The organism is Pantoea sp. Ep11b (genome assembly GCF_040783975.1).
GTDB lineage: Bacteria > Pseudomonadota > Gammaproteobacteria > Enterobacterales > Enterobacteriaceae > Pantoea.
In genome coordinates, this window is sequence record NZ_CP160631.1 from 2,024,354 (window position 1) to 2,044,331 (window position 19,978).

At 51.3% G+C, this 19,978-nt stretch carries 13 protein-coding genes and 3 pseudogenes; 15 read left to right on the plus strand and 1 reads right to left on the minus strand.

Annotated features, from left to right (window positions below):
* The first annotated feature begins 9 nt into the window (after window positions 1-9).
* From tssH to AB1748_RS09670, 12 genes and pseudogenes are all read left to right on the plus strand, one after another.
* Window positions 10-2,619 (plus strand): type VI secretion system ATPase TssH, encoded by a 2,610-nt coding sequence (tssH, locus tag AB1748_RS09615; protein ID WP_367395409.1) that lies wholly within the window; start codon window positions 10-12, stop codon window positions 2,617-2,619.
* A 29-nt stretch (window positions 2,620-2,648) separates the two neighbouring features.
* The gene (locus AB1748_RS09620; RefSeq protein WP_367395410.1) at window positions 2,649-4,145 is read left to right on the plus strand and encodes a serine/threonine protein kinase; all 1,497 of its coding nucleotides are present in this window, start codon (window positions 2,649-2,651) and stop codon (window positions 4,143-4,145) included.
* 16 nt (window positions 4,146-4,161) lie between these two features.
* Window positions 4,162-6,309, plus strand: coding sequence for a type VI secretion system Vgr family protein (locus AB1748_RS09625; protein WP_367395411.1), 2,148 nt, complete (start codon window positions 4,162-4,164; stop codon window positions 6,307-6,309).
* A 2-nt stretch (window positions 6,310-6,311) separates the two neighbouring features.
* On the plus strand, window positions 6,312-7,466 hold the full coding sequence (locus tag AB1748_RS09630) for a DUF2169 domain-containing protein (protein WP_367395412.1): 1,155 nt from the start codon (window positions 6,312-6,314) through the stop codon (window positions 7,464-7,466).
* The gene (locus AB1748_RS09635; protein WP_367395413.1) at window positions 7,459-8,721 is read left to right on the plus strand and encodes a PAAR-like domain-containing protein; all 1,263 of its coding nucleotides are present in this window, start codon (window positions 7,459-7,461) and stop codon (window positions 8,719-8,721) included. Before AB1748_RS09630 ends, AB1748_RS09635 begins: the two co-directional genes overlap by 8 nt.
* Window positions 8,718-9,446 (plus strand): ankyrin repeat domain-containing protein, encoded by a 729-nt coding sequence (locus AB1748_RS09640; RefSeq protein WP_367395414.1) that lies wholly within the window; start codon window positions 8,718-8,720, stop codon window positions 9,444-9,446. The genes AB1748_RS09635 and AB1748_RS09640 overlap by 4 nt, the downstream gene beginning before the upstream one ends.
* A gap of 309 nt (window positions 9,447-9,755) precedes the next feature.
* Window positions 9,756-10,325 (plus strand): ankyrin repeat domain-containing protein, encoded by a 570-nt coding sequence (locus tag AB1748_RS09645; RefSeq protein ID WP_367395415.1) that lies wholly within the window; start codon window positions 9,756-9,758, stop codon window positions 10,323-10,325.
* A gap of 521 nt (window positions 10,326-10,846) precedes the next feature.
* Entirely contained in the window at window positions 10,847-14,863 is a 4,017-nt protein-coding gene (locus AB1748_RS09650) for an RHS repeat-associated core domain-containing protein (RefSeq protein ID WP_367395416.1), read from the plus strand.
* A gap of 9 nt (window positions 14,864-14,872) precedes the next feature.
* A complete protein-coding gene (locus AB1748_RS09655) occupies window positions 14,873-15,262 on the plus strand; it encodes an Imm50 family immunity protein (protein ID WP_367395417.1) in 390 nt (129 codons plus the stop codon).
* Between the two features lie 55 nt (window positions 15,263-15,317).
* Window positions 15,318-15,763, plus strand: a pseudogene (locus AB1748_RS09660) (RHS repeat-associated core domain-containing protein); the annotation flags it as partial.
* Window positions 15,764-15,805: 42 nt separating this feature from the next.
* On the plus strand, window positions 15,806-16,117 hold the full coding sequence (locus AB1748_RS09665) for an HNH endonuclease (RefSeq protein ID WP_367396334.1): 312 nt from the start codon (window positions 15,806-15,808) through the stop codon (window positions 16,115-16,117).
* Window position 16,118: 1 nt separating this feature from the next.
* A complete protein-coding gene (locus AB1748_RS09670) occupies window positions 16,119-16,397 on the plus strand; it encodes a hypothetical protein (RefSeq protein ID WP_367395418.1) in 279 nt (92 codons plus the stop codon).
* 49 nt (window positions 16,398-16,446) lie between these two features.
* On the opposite strand, the gene AB1748_RS09675 is transcribed toward AB1748_RS09670, so the two are convergent.
* Window positions 16,447-16,617: a hypothetical protein gene (locus AB1748_RS09675; RefSeq protein ID WP_367395419.1), complete on the minus strand. Its 171-nt coding sequence runs from the start codon at window positions 16,615-16,617 to the stop codon at window positions 16,447-16,449.
* A gap of 56 nt (window positions 16,618-16,673) precedes the next feature.
* Between AB1748_RS09675 and AB1748_RS09680 the strand changes: the two are divergent.
* The 3 genes and pseudogenes from AB1748_RS09680 to AB1748_RS09690 all read left to right on the plus strand — a co-directional run.
* Window positions 16,674-17,591, plus strand: a pseudogene (locus AB1748_RS09680) (RHS repeat-associated core domain-containing protein); the annotation flags it as partial.
* Window positions 17,588-18,022: a type IV secretion protein Rhs gene (locus AB1748_RS09685; protein WP_367395420.1), complete on the plus strand. Its 435-nt coding sequence runs from the start codon at window positions 17,588-17,590 to the stop codon at window positions 18,020-18,022. The pseudogene AB1748_RS09680 and the gene AB1748_RS09685, both read left to right, overlap by 4 nt.
* 694 nt (window positions 18,023-18,716) lie before the next feature.
* Window positions 18,717-19,328: pseudogene (locus AB1748_RS09690) on the plus strand (RHS repeat-associated core domain-containing protein); the annotation flags it as partial.
* Window positions 19,329-19,978: the final 650 nt, after the last annotated feature.

The window sequence follows — 19,978 nt, forward strand, 5'->3', positions numbered from 1 at the left end:
GAGCCCCCTATGTCAGAAATCAGCCGTGCCGTACTGTTCGGCAAACTGGATACGCTGTTATTTACCTCGCTGGAAAGCGCCACCGCCTTTTGCAAACTGCGCGGCAATCCCTATGTTGAACTGGTGCACTGGCTGCATCAGCTGATGCAGCAGCAGGATGGCGATTTACAGCAGGTCATCACACATTTTTCACTGGACGAAAAGGCGCTGACCCAGGATATCGTGGCCGCTCTTGACCGTCTGCCGCGCGGCGCCAGTGCGGTTTCCGACCTCTCCGAGCATATCGACAGCGCCGTCGAGCGGGCGTGGGTTTACGCCTCGCTGAAATATGGCGCAACCCGCATTCGCGGCGGCCATCTGCTGGTCGGCCTCCTCAAAACCTTCAACCTGGCCAGCGTACTGAAAGGCATCTCCGGCCAGTTCAGCCGCGTCAACGCCGATGCCCTGCTGGCGGACTTTGATGCGCTGCTCAGCAGCAGCAAAGAGGCGCAGCAGGCGCTGAGCGCCCCGGCAGAGAGCGCAGGCGTGCCGCCTGCCGCAGGCGGCAGCACCCTGGCGCAGTATGGACAGGATCTGACCGCCCGCGCCCGCGACGGCAAAATCGACCCGGTAGCCGGGCGTGATGACGAGATCCGCCAGATGGTGGATATCCTGATGCGCCGCCGCCAGAACAATCCGCTGCTGACGGGCGAGGCGGGCGTCGGTAAAACCGCGGTGGTCGAGGGCCTCGCGCTGCGTATCGCGGCGGGTGACGTGCCTGCGCCGCTGCGCGACGTGCAGCTCTGGCTGCTGGATATCGGCCTGCTGCAGGCCGGTGCCGGGATGAAAGGGGAGTTTGAGGCGCGGCTGCAGGCGCTGATCAATGAGGTTCAGTCCAGCCCGACGCCGATTGTGCTGTTTGTCGATGAGATCCACACCCTGGTGGGCGCGGGCGGTCAGCAGGGCACCGGCGATGCCGCCAACCTGCTGAAACCGGCCCTGGCGCGCGGCCAGCTGCGTACCATCGGCGCGACCACCAGGGCGGAATATAAGAAGTATATCGAGAAAGATCCGGCGCTGACCCGTCGCTTCCAGACCGTGCAGGTGCAGGAGCCGGATGAAGCCAGGGCGATCCTGATGCTGCGCAGCACCGTCAGCGCGCTGGAGAAGCATCACCAGGTGCTGCTGCTGGATGACGCGGTCACTGCGGCGGTAAAACTGTCGCATCGCTATATTCCGGCGCGCCAGCTGCCCGACAAAGCGGTGGCGCTGCTGGATACCGCCTGCGCCCGTGTCGCGGTCAGCCAGGGCGCACAACCTGCGGCGCTGGAGGATTGCCTGCATCGTCTGGCCGCACTGGAGATTGAAGCGGAGATCGTCGCGCGCGAAATCCGGGTCGGACTGGGCGATGTGACCCGCCAGCAGGCGATGGCAGACGAGCGCCAGACCCTGGAGGCCGAACGGGATGCGCTGGAAAGGCGCTGGCTACAGGAGCGCGAACTGGTTGAGACACTGATTGCGCTGCGCGCCCGCTGCGTCACCGAAGATGACCCGGCGCTGCGCGAACAGCGCGACGCCACGCAGCAGCAGCTCACAGCGCTGCAGGGCGAGGCCCCGTTGCTGTTTGCCGCCGTCGATGCAGGCGTGGTGGCTGCCGTGGTGTCAGACTGGACCGGCATTCCGCTGGGCCGGATGGTGAAGAATGAGATCGACGCCGTGCTGAATCTGGCGGACACCCTGAACCAGCGCGTCATCGGACAGCGCCACGGTCTGGAGCTGATTGCGAAGCGGGTGCGCACCACGCGCGCGCGTCTGGATAATCCCGACAAGCCCGCAGGCGTCTTTATGCTGTGCGGCCCGTCCGGCGTGGGTAAAACCGAGACTGCGCTGGCGCTGGCGGAGTCGCTCTACGGCGGCGAGCAGAACATCATCACCATCAACATGAGTGAATTCCAGGAAGCGCACACCGTGTCCACGCTGAAAGGCGCACCGCCGGGCTACGTCGGCTACGGGGAAGGTGGCGTCCTGACCGAAGCGGTGCGCCGTCGCCCCTACAGCGTGGTGCTGCTGGATGAGATTGAGAAAGCGCATCCCGATGTGCATGAGCTGTTCTTCCAGGTGTTCGACAAAGGCTGGATGGAGGATGGCGAGGGTCGCCACATCGATTTCCGCAACACCATTATCATTCTGACCTCGAACGTCGGCACGCAGTTGATCAGCGCCATGTGTGCCGATCCTGAACTGATGCCCGATCCCGATGCCCTGAGTGCCGCACTGCGTAAGCCGCTGCTGGAGGTCTTCCCGCCTGCGCTGCTGGGCCGTCTGCTGGTGGTGCCCTATTACCCGCTCAGCGATGCGATGCTGGCGGAGATTGTCCGGCTGCAGCTGGCGCGCATCGTGCGGCGTCTGGCCGACAACCACGGCATTGAGGCGCAGATCGACGAGTCTGTGGTCAGCCAGATCGTCCGGCGCTGCACCGAAGTCGAGTCGGGCGGTCGCATGGTTGACGCCATCCTCACCAACACGCTGTTACCGCAGATGAGCCAGATACTGCTAAGCGCCCACGCCCGCGATGAACGCTATCGCCGCGTTGATGTACGCTGTGAGCAGGGCGAATTTGTCTGCCAGTTTGCTGTTTAAAGCCGTTAGCTATCAGAGAGTTTTCGAATATGTCGGAACATGATCAACCCCTGAATGTCCCCAACGCCCTGCCGCTGGGTTACCGCTTCAATGAATTTGAAATCAAAGAGGTCATCGGCGGTGGCGGCTTTGGCATCGTCTATCGCGCCTGGGATCACCAGCTGGAACGCGATATCGCGATTAAAGAGTTTATGCCCGCCTCACTGGCGGTGCGCAGCGATGACCTTAACCTGGTGCTGCGCAGTGAGCGTTTCAGCAAAACCTTTCACGCCGGACTGAACAGCTTTATTCAGGAGGCGCGACTGCTGGCGCGCTTTAATCACCCGAACCTGCTGCATGTGCTGCGTTTCTGGGTGCAGAACGACACCGCCTATATGGGCACCGTGTTCTACAGCGGCACCACGCTCTCCAGCTTCCGAGAGCGCAATCCGCAGTCGGTCAATGAAACCTGGATCCGCCGCCTGCTGCCGCCGCTGCTGGGCGCAATCAAAACCATCCATGAGGCGGGTTATCTGCATCGCGATATCTCGCTGGATAACATCCAGATCCAGAGCAGCGGCGAGCCGATCCTGCTGGATTTCGGATCGGCCCGGAAAACCATCGGCAATCTGTCCGATGAGAGTGAAACCATGCTGCGTCCCGGCTACGCGCCGATTGAACAGTACAGTGACAACGACGAGAGCGAGCAGGGCGCATGGACCGATATCTACGCGCTGGGCGCGGTGCTGCATACCCTGATTACCGGGGCGCCGCCGCCGGTGAGCGTGGTTCGCAGCATCGAAGATAACTATCAGCCGCTGGTGCAGCGCCGTCTGGCGGGCTACTCCACGTCGCTGCTGAGCGCCGTCGATCGCGCGCTGGCGCTGAAACCGGAAGATCGTCCACAGAGCATCGATGGTTTTGCGGCGCTGATGGCGCTGCCGGAACGCGAACCGGAACCGCTGCTGAGCGCCAGAATCAGCGGGCCGGGCACCATGCTGGTGCCTGTCGAAGAGCAGGTGGTCAGCAAACCCGACTCGCCGCTGAAAACATGGCTGGGACACCGGTTTGCGCTGCCGGGCCTGGTTGCCGCGGGTGTGCTGGTGGGCCTCTGTGCAGGGCTGCTGATGTCGGGCGGCCAGCAGGCGACGCCACCGGCGGAAACGGCGCAGAACAACGCGCCTGCCGCCACGGCTACACCGGCCAGCCCTGCGGTTACCGCGCCGCCAACCCAGACGGACGAACCCACAGAGACGGTCGCCAGCACGCCGGTCCAGCGTGCCGAACCCGCCCCTACAGCTACACCGGAGCCGCAACCGGCACCGCCAGCCGCGCCGGTCGCGCAGGTCTATATCCGTCTGCAGCAGGGTGAGCGTGTTCAGGTGAACGGTCAGCCACAGGCGCTGGTGCCGGCGGTAAACGGCTTCGCCACGCTGCAACTGGCACCGGGTAGCTACACCTTCGCCATCAGCGGCCAGAACGGCACCCGCCAGCAGACGCTGACCATCAGCGAAGAAGGCGTCTGGTTGCTCGATCCACACAGTTAAAAGTCAGGGATTACTTATGTTCTCACGCATTACTGCACAGCTGCCGGCGGACGGCCTGCTGTTCCACACGCTCAGGGGCACCGAGACGCTTTCGCGTCCGTTTGTGCTCACCGCCGAGCTGCTCTCCACCGACGCGCGCATCGACCGCCACGCCCTGCTGGGCCAGCCGGTGACCTTCACGCTGCCGGCCGGCGGCCTGATGAGTGCGCTGAACCCACGCTACCTCAACGGTAAAATCACCCGTGTCGCGGTGCGCAGCCAGGAGCTGAGCGGCACCCGTTACGCGCTCTATGAGCTGACGGTGGAGCCGGACCTGTGGCCGATGCAGCGCGACCGCAACCTGCGCATCTTTCAGAGCCAGACGGTGCCGCAGATAGTGCAGACGCTGCTGAAGGAGTACGGCGTGAACGTCGAGACGCGCCTGGCGGGCAGCTACCGGGTGTGGGAGTACTGCGTGCAGTATCAGGAGAGCAGCCTGAATTTCATCAGCCGCCTGATGGAGCTGGAGGGGATGTACTACTTCTTCCGCCACGAGGCGGACAGGCATACGCTGGTGCTGTGCGACGCGCCGGACCAGCATCAGGCGTTTCCGGGCTACGGGACCATCCCCTATCACGTCACCCCGTCGGGCGGCGTAGTGACGGAAGAGGGCATCAGCCAGTGGTCGCTGGCGGAGAGCGTGACGCCGGGCATCTACAGCACCGACGACTACGACTTCCGCAAGCCGAACGCGTGGATGCTGCAGGCGCGGCAGAACCCGGCGTCGCCGGTGCCGGGCTCGGTGGACGTCTACGACTGGCCGGGCCATTTTGTCGACCACAGCCACGGCGAGTCCTACGCGCGCATCCGCCAGCAGGTATGGCAGGCGGAGCATCACCGCGTCAGCGGGTCGGGCACGGCCACCGGCATCGCGCCGGGCTTTACCTTCTCAATACTCAACGCGCCGCACTTCAGCGACAACGGCGAGTATCTGGTGACCTCGGCCACCTATGACTTCGCCGAGAACCCCTACGCCAGCGGCGACGGCGGGGCGAGCCGCCACAACATCGACTTCACGGTGCTGCCGTCATCGGTGACGTGGCGCACGCCGCCGGAGACGCCGTGGCCGAAGACGCACGGCCCGCAGACCGCGAAGGTGGTGGGGCCGAAAGGCGAGTCCATCTGGACCGACCGCTACGGGCGGGTGAAGGTGAAGTTTCACTGGGACCGGCTGGCGAAGGGCGATGACACCAGCTCGTGCTGGGTGCGCGTCTCCAGCGCCTGGGCGGGTCAGGGGTTCGGCGGGGTGCAGATCCCGCGCGTGAACGATGAAGTGGTGGTGGACTTCATCAACGGCGACCCGGATCGTCCGCTGATCATCGGCCGCGTGTACAACGAGGCGAGCATGCCGCCGTGGGCGCTGCCGGCGGCGGCGACGCAGATGGGGTTTTTAAGCCGGTCAAAGGATGGCACGGCGGACACCGCGAATGCGCTGAGGTTTGAGGATAAGGCGGGTGAGGAGCAGGTCTGGCTGCATGCTGAAAAGAACATGGACACGGAGGTGGAAAACAATGAAACCCTCAGTGTTGGCAGCAACCGGACCAAAACCATCGGTGGCAATGAAACCACCGAGGTGAAGAAAAACCGCACTGAAACGGTCGATCAGAATGAAACCATTACCGTTCATCAGAACCGTACTGAGACGGTGGATGGTAATGAAACCATCACCGTGCATAGCAATCGCACCGAAACGGTCGATCAGAATGAGAAAGTGCGGATTGGGCAGAATCAGTCGGTAACGATAAATGGCAATCAGACACTGAAAGTGGATCAGACGAAAACTGAAACGATTGCTCTGGCGTCAATGCTCAATGTTGGCCTGGCGCAGAACACGAATATCGGCGCAGCCTATGTGCTCAATGTCGGCGCTGGCTGGATGACTAATGTCGGCGCAATGCAGATGCACAATGTCGCTATGAAATATTCGCTGAATGCCGGGCGGGATATCGCACTTTCTGCCGGAACAAATGCAGAGTTCAGTGCTGAAGACAAAATCACCCTGGTATGTGGCGAATCGATGATTGTGCTCGAGCAGAACGGCACCATCACCATCAGCGCGAATAAAATCAAGCTGGTTGGTGAGAAGGTGATTGATATCGATGGCACACAGATAGACATCAACTGATTATGGAAAATTTTGCCAATTTAACTGCCTTTCCGGCATTACTCTTTGATTCCTTAGATCAACACGACCATGGCTTTTCAACAGTCGTTGCCCGTCTTAGCTATGATCTGGATATAAAAAGTGGTGAACTGGTTTTCTGTGAGGATCAGGGTGAGCTGGTTGAGCAGGATAGCTATTTCGTTGAGCAGGGCCGGAGCAGTGTTCGATTTGAAAGCGATTTGGCCCCTTATAAACCACGTATGGATGTGGTCATTAATGCGACCGCCTGGGCACCTGAAGATAAGCCGGTAAAAAGTTTTACCGCTGGCGTTCAGTTGGGGGATTTTACCCGTCTCATTAAAATTAATGGACCGCGTGAATGGCGAAAGATGATTGCCACCTGGCAGCTAAGTGAATCTCAACCGATAACATCGCTGGATCTTCGCTACGAATACGCATTGGGAGGATTGTACTCTTTAGAGGGTGAAAAAATTATTGCCTCTCCGGTAAACAGTGTTGGGATGGGATGGTATCCTCCCGAAGTACTGAAAAACCTGAAAGCCCAGCGCCTGACAGCCCCACAGATCGAGTGGCCAACACAGCCAGTACAAAAAATTGATCAACAGTCATCACCTGCGGGTTTTGGCTTTTTTGGCCGAGGCTGGCAAGGAAGGATTGAACTGGCAGGACGTTACGATGAAAAATGGCGAAAAGATCGTCATCCTTTACTGCCGCAGGATTTTAACTTTGCTTACTGGAATGGCGCGCATCCTTTAATGCAATTTCCCTTACCGGAACCCCTCAAAAGTGTACCTGTAACGCTGCGTTATTTTATTTCATCCCGTGAGATTGAGAATCAGCAGATTTATTTGCAGGTACCCGTGGAATCACTTTTTGTATTTATTACCACGGAGAAAGGGGCTGGAGTGGCAAAAGATATGGTCCTTGATACGCTGGTTATCGACCTGGATGAGCGAAAAGTACATTGTAGCTATCGTACTGTAATTTCGGAACTTATGGAGCCGGTCATGACCGAACTGCGTTTCATCAAAGCGGAACAACGCCAGCAACAGCTGGCGCTTGCCGCAAGCCATAATAGTCACTCTGCTTCACGCCAGTTTGTGCCTTTACCACCGAGTCTGTTGGCTAAATTACACCAGGTGAAAACGAATGGCTGAAAATTATGCTGCCCGTAAAGATGGTGCATACAAAGTAGTAGGTATGGCACCTGATCTTTGTTTTACGCCGGGATCGCAATCTCCCGTCCCCTATCCCGTACAGACCACGCTTGGCTCATCTTCATCCACAATCAATTCTGTCAAATTTAATGGGCATCCTGCCTTTGTATTCAATCAAAGTTTTGTGCCCAAAACGATTGGAGATGCAGCAGGAACGAACAAGGGTGTTACCAGCGGAACGGTGGAGGGCAATTGTTGGCCGATTGAACACAGTCCTGATACCAACATAGGCGGTTTCAGAATTATCAGAGTTCAGGATATGTTTTTCATGAATGGCAGTTTCTTGCCAGGCATGCTTGGCATGTCCAAAAGTGAACGATGGAAATACCGTAAACACCTGATTGAATTGGGAAAGTTCAGTAGCGATAAGGATGTTCAGGCTGCAGCAAATCGTCTTGAACTGGATAACACCGCCGTTGAAAAAGCTCGTTTAGCCTCAGTGATTTATGATGGAGGAGAACCATCTGAACCAACCCCCGGTATGCCTGAAGGATGGATTGATATAAGTAATGATCCAGAGGCACTAGGTAAAATAAATTTGAAACCTGAAAATCTTATTGCTGACGGGGCTCCGGGGTTCAGAGCCAGAGTTTATGCGCCGGATCCGGCTGTATTTGGTTATGATATGAAAACATCTGTTGTTTTTCGCGGCACAAGAAAAACGGAGATTGAAGACTGGAAGGAAAATATCAATCAGGGAGTTAACAAAGAATCTAGCTATTATAAACAAGCAGTTATAATAGGTAAGAATTTACCTACAGTTGATAATGTTGATGTGGTCGGTCATTCTCTCGGTGGTGGATTAGCGTCTTCTGCAGCAGAAGCGGGCAATGTTAAAGGATGGACATTTAATGCTGCGGGATTAAACCAGAATACTGTATCACGATATTCCGGTTCATCGGGTTCCGGAGATGCAAAGAATATCGATGCATTCAGAGTGAAAGGAGAGATATTGACTGATGTTCAGGAGATTAATACCGGAAGGTTGCTGGAGTTTGGACTGAAGTATGGGCCTGGGCTGGCTATGTTAAAGGCGTATATTGCAGGAAAGGCGCCTGACTCTGTAGGTATCAGGCACAATCTATCCGGCGGAGAGGGCAATCCTGTCACGTTGCACGGCATGGAGCAAGTGATACATTGTCTTGAGTTAGAAAAGAGCCACGATATAGCAACGATTACAGGAGGAAAAATTTGAACATTCTAAGAAAGATGATTTTTTTGCCTTTTTTATTTTCGTTTTTAACATTACAGGCTTGTGGTGATATGAAAAAGATCCATCCGGAAGAGTATTTCTCAGGCAGTCAGTTACAACTGGCGCAGGCAATTGAAGATGGCAACGTTGATGAGGTAGAAAAGTTATCAACGCAGACTGATCTTAACAAACCAGGCAAGAAGGGCTTAACGCTTTTGTATTATGCCCTCAGTGAAGCTTCAAGTAAGGACGTTAACAGACTCAATGTAATGAGTGCTTTAGTGAAGCATGGTGCTGATCCTGTTCAATACGTTTCTGATATGGGATCGGTGGCAACGAATACAGCGGGATATTCAGACCCTGTTTTCGTCAAAGCATTAATTGAAGGAGGGATGGATAAAAATGTGAAATTTAAAAGCACACCAATAATATTTTATTCAACCAATGAACGGGCTTTTCCAACTTTAAAATATCTTGTAGAGATTGGTGCTGACGTCAATGCCAAAGATGGTCTTGGACAAACCGCAATTTTTGAAGGAATGTATGGTGAGCAATATGATCAGGTTGAATATCTTCTTAATCATGGTGCCGATGCAAATGTTACTAATATCAATAAATTAACGTTTAATCAATTAGTGGATAGGACGATTAATAATACCAATAAAGAAAGCGTGAAAGCCATTGATAAGCTGAAAGAGATAAAAGCGCTGGCACAAGCAAACCGATAGGGTTTCGGAAGAGGCTAAGTGGTATAGGTTAGTTGCACGCAAATCTTCAAACGATTTGCGTGCTAGTTTGGCCTATAGCACGAGGGTCAGACCATAAAAAACAGAGTCCCTGTCACTATTTGTAATAAGTTCTTTGAATCTGCATCTAATCGTTAGAGGTACAGCTTGAGCCTTATCAGGCGCATGGTTTTTTCATTTTATTTGTTAACTCTTCAGGCTTGTAATATGAATGCAATTCATCCGGAAGAATTTTTTTCAGGAAGTCAGTTATAACTGGCTCAGGCAATTGAAGATGGCAACGTTGATAAGGTGGAAAAATTATCAACGCAAACTGATCTCAATAAGCCCGGCGAGAAAGGACTTACGCTTCTGTATTATGCCCTTAGCGAAGCTTCAAATAAAGATGTTAACAGACTTAATGTAATGAGTGCGTTAGTAAAACATGGCGCTAATCCTGTCCAATACGTTGTCGACATGGGATCTGTGGCAACTAATACAGCGGGATACGCAGACCCTGTGTTTTTTAAAGCCTTAATTAAAGGCGGGATGGATAAAAATGCGAGGTTTGAAAGTACGCCGATAATATTTTATGCAACCAATGAAAGATCCTTCCCGACTCTTAAATATCTCGTAGAGATTGGTACTGATGTCAATGCAAAAGATAGCTTAGGTCAAACGGCAATTTTTCAAGGTATGTATGGTCAACAATATGATCAGGTTGAATACCTTCTCAATCATGGCGCAGATGCAAATATTACTGATGTTAATAATGTAACTTTTAATCAGTTTTTGGATAAAACCATCAGTAATACCAATAAAGATAATAAGATGGCAATCGATAAGCTGAAAGATATAAAAGAATTAACCCACAAAAATTAACAGATATTTGGGTCAAATTTAAAAACAGCTTCAGATGGATGCCTGAGTGTGCAATGAATTCAGACTGATGAATCCGGCATGTTTATAATTAGTGACAGGTTCAGATTGCATAACAGCCTGCTTAAACCGCTCTGCTCGCGATTTAACAGGCGCTAAGAAGTGCTGGCTGACGTGTCAGATGCATTGTGATAAATCCTGAGTTATTCACTTTCTGGCATGATAGCGAGATGGTGCGGTACTGGTATCAATCCTCGCACCTGAATAATGTGGGCATTATGATGATTGTTCTGGAATTTTAATTATTGCATGCCTGTATGTTACGATCTCACTCATTGATTTTATGTAAAAAATCCTTTTGACAATATCTGGCTACTTTATCTTTTTTTCTCGCCGCAATGAATAAATCCTTAAGCGGAGCCTGGTGAAACTATTTACCTGAACTGCATCGCATGCCTTATCTGAATAAGCACGCTTAACATAAAAATCCTTCTTTAACCTGTATATTTTCGCACGGAGCTCCAATGGCAACCGGAAACACGATTGGTAAATTACAATATGCGCCTGCGCCACAAGGCCATGTGGCGGCGGGCAGTGCCAACCCGCCGAAAAAGAAAAGCTGGTGGAGCAGTTATGGCGACTGGGTCCATACCGGTCTGGACGTGTTAGGCGCAGTTCCAATTGTTGGCACGGTGGCTGACGGCGCGAACGCGGCAATTTACACCGCAGAAGGCGATTATGGTAACGCAGCACTTTCAGCTGCATCGGCGGCGGCTAACTTTGTACCCGGTGGTGGGGCAGCGTTTAAAGCCGGTAAGCTGGCAGCAAAGGCTGGTAAAGCAGTAGAAGCCGCGAAAGTGGGCAAGGGTATTGCAAAAGAAGGTGCTGAACTGGCAGAAAAAGCAGCCGTCATAGCCGAAACAACCGCCACTAAAGCTGAAGCTAAAGCCGCTAAAAAAGAAGCTGATGAAGTTATCAGCGCGAAGAAAGCGGGCAGCGGAAAAGGAGGCAGTGACAAAGGACATGCGCAGAAAAAGACTGAGCCGTGCAAAATTCCGGCAAGGCCTCTGCCGCAGGTCGAGATGGCGATTGGTAGTCCGGTTAACCCTGTACTGGGTATCAAACTGTTATTCGGTCCTGAAGATAATGATTTTTCTTTTCCAGCCTCGGTTCCCCTTAACTGGCAACGCTACTATTTTTCCGATGAAATCGGCAATGGCTGGCTGGGGCAAGGCTGGTCGTTACCGTTCTCACAGGAAGTCCGTAAGAAAGCGGGGCTGCTGATCCTGATCGATGAACAGGGCCGCGAAATAGAATTCCCTCTGCCCGAACCGGGCCGTCAGCCTCAGCTTCATCGCTATGAGCAACTCTATCTTTCTCAGCCGCAGGCTGATGAATTCCGTATTTCCTCTGCGGATGAAAGTCAGCACTGGCACTTTACACATAAAACTGAATCTGACCGCTGGCTGCTATCCGCCATCAGCGACCGTCACGGCAACCGCCTTAATATTCGTTACAACATCCTGCATCTGCCGGTGCAGATTGAAGACAGCGCCGGACGTCGATTCAATATCGCTTTTTCACGATTTGAGTCGGATGCAGGTATTCCCTTTTACCGTATCACCGGTGTCAGTGTCTGCCACCCCTCAGATCCTCTGAATGCTGAAGTGCTCTGTCAGTACGATTATTCACCACAGGGTGATTTGGTCGCTGTGCGTAACGAACTCAACGAGGTGCTGCGTGAATTCCGTTACCGTAACCACATTATGGTGGCGCATCGTCGCGCGGGCGAAATGGAGTGTTTTTATCACTATGACACCTATGCTCCTGAAGGAAAGGTACTGGCACATCGCGACAGCCTCGGCGGGGAATGGCGTTTTGAATATGGCAGTCAGACTACAACGGTCACTGATGTACTGGGACGCGTGACACGCTATGACTTTGACGACAATAAGGAACTGATTGGCTATCAGGATGCGATGGAAGGGCATATTCGTATCAGACGTAATACCCGCGGTCAGATGACACAACTCACCGACCAGAGCGGCCGGATAACGCGCTACCGATATGATGAACGCGGCAACTGTACGGCCATCATTGAGCCAGATGGTCAGACTACACGTTTTGATTATCACGAACGCTGGAACACGCCGGTTCGTGTGACCAACATGCTGGGCGGAACACGTGAATTTATCTACGACACAGCAGGAAACTTAATCCGTTTTTCGGATGAGATAGGACGCATTACAGAATACAACCATGATGACCGTGGCAATCTGGTCAGGGTACGTGATGCTGCGGCGGGCGTACAAACGTTATGCTGGAACCAGGCCAACTTTCTTATCAGTCATACCGATTGCTCAGGGCGCACATCGACCTTTGACTATGACAAATATGGCTGGATGAAGCAGCAGACGGATGCGGCAGGAAATAATACCCGGTTCTATAACCAATGGAATGGCCTGCCCCAGCGTATTGTGCATGCCGATGGTGGAACGGAAAGCTTTGAGTTTGACCGCTGGAAACGGCTGATTGCCTGGCAGGATCCTCAGGGGCAGGTAACCCGCTGGGCGCTGGCGGCTGACGGCTTGCCGTTAACGCGGACGGATGCCTCTGGTCATAGCATTGGCTATGAGTACGATCTGGCCCGTCGTCTGACCGCACTGATCAATGAAAATGGCGCGCGCTATACATTCCGCTACGATGCCCGGGATAACAGGATAGAGGAGCAGGGCTTTGATGGTTGCAGGACACGTTATGAATATGATGACAGTGGCTGGCTGCTGACACGGATTGAAGAGGGCGATGGAAGTGGGCCGCTCATCCAGTCACGTTATGAGCGGGATGCTGCAGGCAGATTGCTGGAAAAGCTGGTGTCGCGCGGTGGAGGTGCGACATGGCAACGTACCCGCTATCGTTACGATGCACTGGGACGCCTCACGGCAGGTGTCAACCACGGCGGACGCTCTGAACTCGAATGGGATGATGCCGGACAGTTGCTTACTGAACGGACGCTGGTTCGGGGGCACCGTTATGAACTGCGCCACAGCTATGACGAGCTGGGTAACCGGACGCACACCATTTTACCGGATGGCCGGGAACTGAAGCAGTTGTACTACGGCAGCGGACATCGGGTTCAGGTTAACTTGGGTAACCGGGTCATCAGCGAAAGTGAACGTGACGTTCTGCACCGGGAAGTGCGCCGCACCCAGGGCGCAATCACCAGCGAATATGTGCACGATGAGATGGGCCGGCTGATAAGCCAGCGCGCCAGCCGCGGGGCACAATCAGCGGTGGCACGCGAATATGTCTGGCGACGCGACGGCCAGCTGATGCAGATGACGGATAAATACACGGGCGATCATCGCTACGAATATGACGCCCTGGGACGTATGACGCGGGCGCGTGATGAGCGTTTTGCCTTTGATCCGGCGCATAATCTGCTGAGTGATTCTCAGGCGCAGCCCCTGCAGGACAACCGACTCAGGGTTTATGAAGACAAACGCTGGACCTACGATGGCTTTGGTAATGTGACGCGCAAGCAGAGTGGCCGTCACACAGATCAGCAGTTTGTCTGGAATGCTGAACATCAGCTGACCGAATCGGTGAGTACCCGCAACGGAACTGAACAGCGAACCACCTATGGCTATGATGCGTTTGGCCGCCGAAGCTGGAAACGCGATGCTTTTGGTATTACGCGCTTTGTCTGGGAAGGTAATCGCCTGCTGAGTGAAGAGAGAGGCTCACGTTGGCATATCTGGATTTACGAGGATGACAGCTTTGCTCCGCTGGCGCAGATCAGTCTGCAGCAGGGTGAAACGGAGTACGATGCACAGATCCACTGGTTTCATAATGATGTCTCAGGTCTGCCACGCGAGCTGACTGGTGCTGACGGCAGTGTAGTCTGGCGAGCCGTCTATCGTGCCTGGGGTAATACGCTGCGCACAGAGCAGGCAGCAGTGGAAGGTGCAGAGCCGATTTATCAGCCGCTGCGCTATCAGGGCCAGTATTTCGATGCGGAAACAGGTTTGCACTATAACCGTTTTCGCTATTATGATCCGGATGCGGGCAGGTTTGTGAGTCAGGACCCAATAGGGCTTGCTGGTGGGGTTAACCTTTATCAGTATGCGCCGAATCCGCTGAGTTGGGTGGATCCGCTTGGGTTAACTAAATGTGCACCAAATAAGAAAACAACTTATGAAGGTGTTAGTCGTAGGGATGCATTCAGGCAGGCTAAACGTGATGCAGGAATACCTAAGAATCAGCAGCCTTACGAAGTTAGTAGAACTAAATTAGGTGACGGATATGGTGATTATATGAGAGACAAAAATGGGATCCCTATTGAAACTCGACAATACCATTTCAAAGACGGGAATGGTTCGACTGTGGTAATTCAGGAGCATAGTTTAGGACATGCTAAAGCAACACCTTTACATGGTGCTGAACCACATTTTAACGTAAGGCCAGTCGAACCAGTGACTGGGAAAATTTTAGATACCGGTAGTGTTCCTGGAACTCACGGTCATTATAATTTTCCATAAGGAGTTGATATGTGGTTTGAATGTGCTTTACATAAAGAAAAAATAACTCATATGTTTGGTGATGTTTTTGAATTAAAAGACGCCCAATTAAATGGATTCTACTTTCATGAAACATCATCCATCAGATTCTTGTTCAGCATTAAAGGCATCCCTCAAAAACACCCACAGAAATGGGATGGTAATGGATATAATGCGATGAATATTGTTCTGGGTTTTGATGGAGTAAAAAAATTTAATGCTAATTGCTCCAGGGTTAACATTATATGCAATCCGGATATTCATAGCTCTCAAGGTAAATCTACAATTAGCATAAAAAGTGAGGTGGGCTCTATCTTTTGTGAATCGGAGTTTCTGACAATAGAAAATATTAGCCCGTATACTGATATAAGATGGGATTGATTTGGCTTTCAATAGGAATGATATAATTTGATTATTTTGTATAAATATAATATTTAGCGAGGTTAGAGGCTCGCGCCAGCAAGTCTGGATTTACGAGTATGATAGCTTTGCTCCGCTGGCGCAGATCAGTCTGCAGCAGGGCGAGACAGAGCATGATGCACAGATCCATTGGTATCATAATGATGTCTCAGGTCTGCCACGCGAGTTGACTGGTGCTGACGGCAGTCTAATCTGGCGAGACGTCTATCGTGCCTAAGGTAATACGCTGCGCACAGAGCAGGCAGCAGTGGAGGGGGTAGAGCCGATTTATCTGTCGCTGCACTATCAGGGCCAGTATTTCGGTGCGGAAACAAGTTTGCACTATAGCCGTTTTCGCTATTATGATCCGGATGCGGGCAGGTTTGTGAGTCAGGATCCGATAGGGCTGGCGGGGGCTTAAATCTCTACGCGTATGCGCCTAATCCGCTGAACTGGCTTGATCCGCTGGGGTTGACAAAGTGTAGTGCTGGTAAACCACCTTCGGCTTATTCCACCGCCTATAAAATGAAACTTTTTAAAACTTCCTATCCTGGTTTTTCACGTGGCCGACATTTTCAAGAGGCAAACGAATCGCTATTGAAAGCGATGGAGTCTGATAAAGACTTTGCACAAAATATGAAAGGGTTAGGAATAAATCTGGAGCGTACGCCTACTGGGCTGGCACCAAGACAACCTCCGACAGGCTGGACATGGCACCATGAACTTGAAGACGGGTTAATGCGGTTGGTTCCTCGTTCCCAGCACACACCTGGTAGTGAGTTCTGGAAAATATTACATCCTGATGGTTACGGTAGGTACGCCGTGTGGGGGAAATAAAATGATTTTGACTGACGTTATAAATCAGCTGGATAACCTCGATAGCGACGATACAATTTATGCGAAAAAACCCTGGACACCTGACACTGAGGTTGTTATCGCAACTGAACCAGATGATGGTGGCCTGCCGGATCAAGCGGCAAAAATAAATGCAGAGTATTTTATAGAAATATTCCTCGCAAAAGAGTTTTTAGAAGGCTGGCTATCGAGCTTTGATCAGAAACCTTCAATAAAAGATCAGTGCTTACGATTGATCCAGTATGCTGAAAATGATGCCTAACCAATGATAATAGCCGGAAGCGATCCCCGTGATCCTTCCGGCTTTATTTTTAGCCGCTGACCTGAGCCAGCAATGCCAGCGCCTGCTGGCGGGTCTGCTCCATCTCGCGCCGCTGTCGTGCAAGCTGCGCCTGCTCGTGTCTCAGCCGGGTCTCCTCGCGGTTGTCGGGGATCAGCAGCAGACAGCCGTCCAGCACCTTCAGGCTGACGCCGGTTCCCACCTGCCACTGACTTAGGGCAGCAATGTGTTTAACTGCTGTGTGGCGAGTTGTCTATCACAGACCAGCAGTTTGTCTGGAATACTGAACATCAGCTGACCGAATCGGTGAGTACCCGCAACGGAACTGAACAGCGGACCACCTATGGCTATGATGCGTTTGGCCGCCGAAGCTGGAAACGCGATGCTTTTGGTATCACGCGCTTTGTCTGGGAAGGTAATCGCCTGCTGAGTGAAGAGAGAGGCTCACGCCGGCATATCTGGATTTACGAGGATGACAGCTTTGCTCCGCTGGCGCAGATCAGTCTGCAGCAGGGTGAAATGGAGCACGATGCACAGATCCACTGGTTTCATAATGATGTCTCAGGTCTGCCACGCGAGCTGACTGGTGCTGACGGCAGTGTAGTCTGGCGAGCCGTCTATCGTGCCTGGGGTAATACGCTGCGCACAGAGCAGGCAGCAGTGGAGGGTGCAGAGCCGATTTATCAGCCGCTGCGCTATCAGGGCCAGTATTTCGATGCGGAAACAGGTTTGCACTATAACTGTTTTCGCTATTATGATCCGGATGCGGGCAGGTTTGTGAGTCAGGATCCGATAGGGCTTGCTGGTGGGGTTAACCTTTATCAGTATGCGCCGAATCCGCTGACATGGATCGATACGCTGGGCTTGAGTAAGTGCAAAGATAGTTTCGAACAGGCTAGAAACAAAGCGTTAAAATGGCTCGAAGAGAGGGGCTTCAGGGCTGAGAGAGTTAATACCGGAAAATTTGGTGCTACTAAAGGCAAGCCCATAGGAATGACAACTGCTGATGGTAAAACTGGATTTAGAATCGAATATGATGACCGTAGCGGTGCTCATATAAATGTATTCAGCGGGAAAGACAAGGGTGAACATTATCTTTTTGAAGCAACAGAATCATCAGTGAAAAGATTACAAAAGTTATTTAATTTGCCGTCAAAGCCGTGGAGAACAAAATGACTCTAGATGAAGAGGTTTTATTGGATGTGAGTAAGTTGAACCCTAGGCCAATCATTATTAATGAATGGGAGCCAATTGCGGACATTCTATCAAGTTCATTCAATTGGAAAGGTTCAAAAATAGATTGGAATTCATTAGGGTTACACATTGAAAAGCCAGTGGACTTTAAATCATCAAAAGTTGACAAGGAAGTTGAAGAGTTTATTGAAAAAAGTGGTTTGAGTAAACTTATAATTTATGCCAAAAATATTTATTATGTTAATGACTCTTCGCTTGATTTTGCAGTTTCACTTAACATGGAAAATTTTTCGTCTTTTGTGATCTATGCAATCAACAATATCCCTCAGCATCATTATTTTTTCGATGAGAGAGCGAGGTGGTGTTTTGCTATTACTACAGAAGGCTATCTTGATTTAGGTGTTAGAGGTTAGTGATTACACTGGTATTTAATTAATTGCGTGGGATTAGGGTTGTCAGTAATCTCGATAAGCGTATAATACCCAGAGAAAGATAAGCGTTGCATTTTTAATTTGGCACGTAATATTTTGAGTGGGTATTAGGCGCAAATGATACAGGGCAATAAGCTTAGCGTTTATTAGGAAGAAATAATACTTTCACTATCATGACCTGGATGCTGACAAGCTTGCAAGCCAGTATCCATTGGGACTGGCCGGGAGTGCTGACATTAAAAGTTCACTCTGAATCCACTTTCCTCGTTGACCCGATCGGGTTGAGTAAATATCTTTCAAATAATAAAAAAAGCATGAAGGCATTAGTGAAAATAATTTACTCAGGTTAGATGACTGTAATGCATACATACTAATGCACAGCTAGTCTCGGATTGAAATAAAGATTAGTTAACAGTTATCAAATTAAATGTTATAAAAAATATGCCCTTAAAGTTGAGGGTGTCCTGTTAAAATTAAAAGTGGCAAATCAGTGGTTTTTCGATAAGAGTTGCCAAAGGATACGAATTGGAAAGTTTTTTGCAGAATTTTTAATGGCTGATAAAGTCTACGAATAATAATAGCCAGAAGCGTTCTTAACGAACCTTCCGGCTTTTTACCTTCAGCTGCTGACTTAGGGCAGCAATGTCTCTAACTGCTGTGTGGCGAGTTGTCTATCACAGACCAGCAGTTTGTCTGGAATACTGAACATCAGCTGACCGAATCGGTGAGTACCCGCAACGGAACTGAACAGCGGACCACCTATGGCTATGATGCGTTTGGCCGCCGAAGCTGGAAACGCGATGCTTTTCGTATCACGCGCTTCATCCGGGAAGGTAATCGCCTGCTGAGTGAAGAGAGAGGCTCACGTCAGCATATCTGGATTTACGAGGATGACAGCTTTGCTCCGCTGGCGCAGATCAGTCTGCAGCAGGGTGAAATGGAGCACGATGCACAGATCCACTGGTTTCATAATGATGTCTCAGGTCTGCCACGCGAGCTGACTGGTGCTGACGGCAGTGTAGTCTGGCGAGCCGTCTATCGTGCCTGGGGTAATACGCTGCGCACAGAGCAGGCAGCAGTGGAGGGTGCAGAGCCGATTTATCAGCCGCTGCGCTATCAGGGCCAGTATTTCGATGCGGAAACAGGTTTGCACTATAACTGTTTTCGCTATTATGATCCGGATGCGGGCAGGTTTGTGAGCCAGGACCCAATAGGGCTTGCTGGTGGGGTTAACCTTTATCAGTATGCGCCGAATCCGCTGAGCTGGGTGGATCCGCTAGGGTTATCAGCAGCTCATCAAAGACGAATTCAGGCACAAGGCTCCTCTCTTGAAAGTCTGTTTCATGGAGCCAGGAACATCCCCTTACTGCAGAGGATGCTAAAAAATGATGACTGAGTTGAAAGGTAAAGTAAATAAATGTGATATAGCACTCAGAAAAGATGCATTTTAAAAGGCAGAGAAGTTTTATAAGTACTGCCAGTAAATGCGGAGGTGGTGATGCTCCTGTGAGTAAAACATTTATGGTGAAGGACGCTCAGCACGAACGTGTAGATATTGAGATTATTTCTGGGAAAGCATTTTGTGGTAAATATTTTTAATAATTATCTTGAAGGTGAGGATGTGTATTTAGCGCTTGAGTCTTTTTTAAAAGGTTTGTTATAAACTTTGAAAAACCTGTCGATTGCCCATGTTACAACACTAATTTTTCAAATGGAAAGCCGTTTATGGATGGCAATCCAATATTTTCAGCGCGAAAAAGTAATGGCGATATTATAAAGGTTGTTTAGACGAAAATGCTGATTCATTAAGCGAGTATGATAAAGAGGTGAATGGTACTCAAATTCATGTCATAGTTACTAATATTTCTTTTTTAAATTCTATTAAAGAGAAAATTGTTGGCTGGTATGGTAGTTAACTATAGAATTCAGGTTCGCATA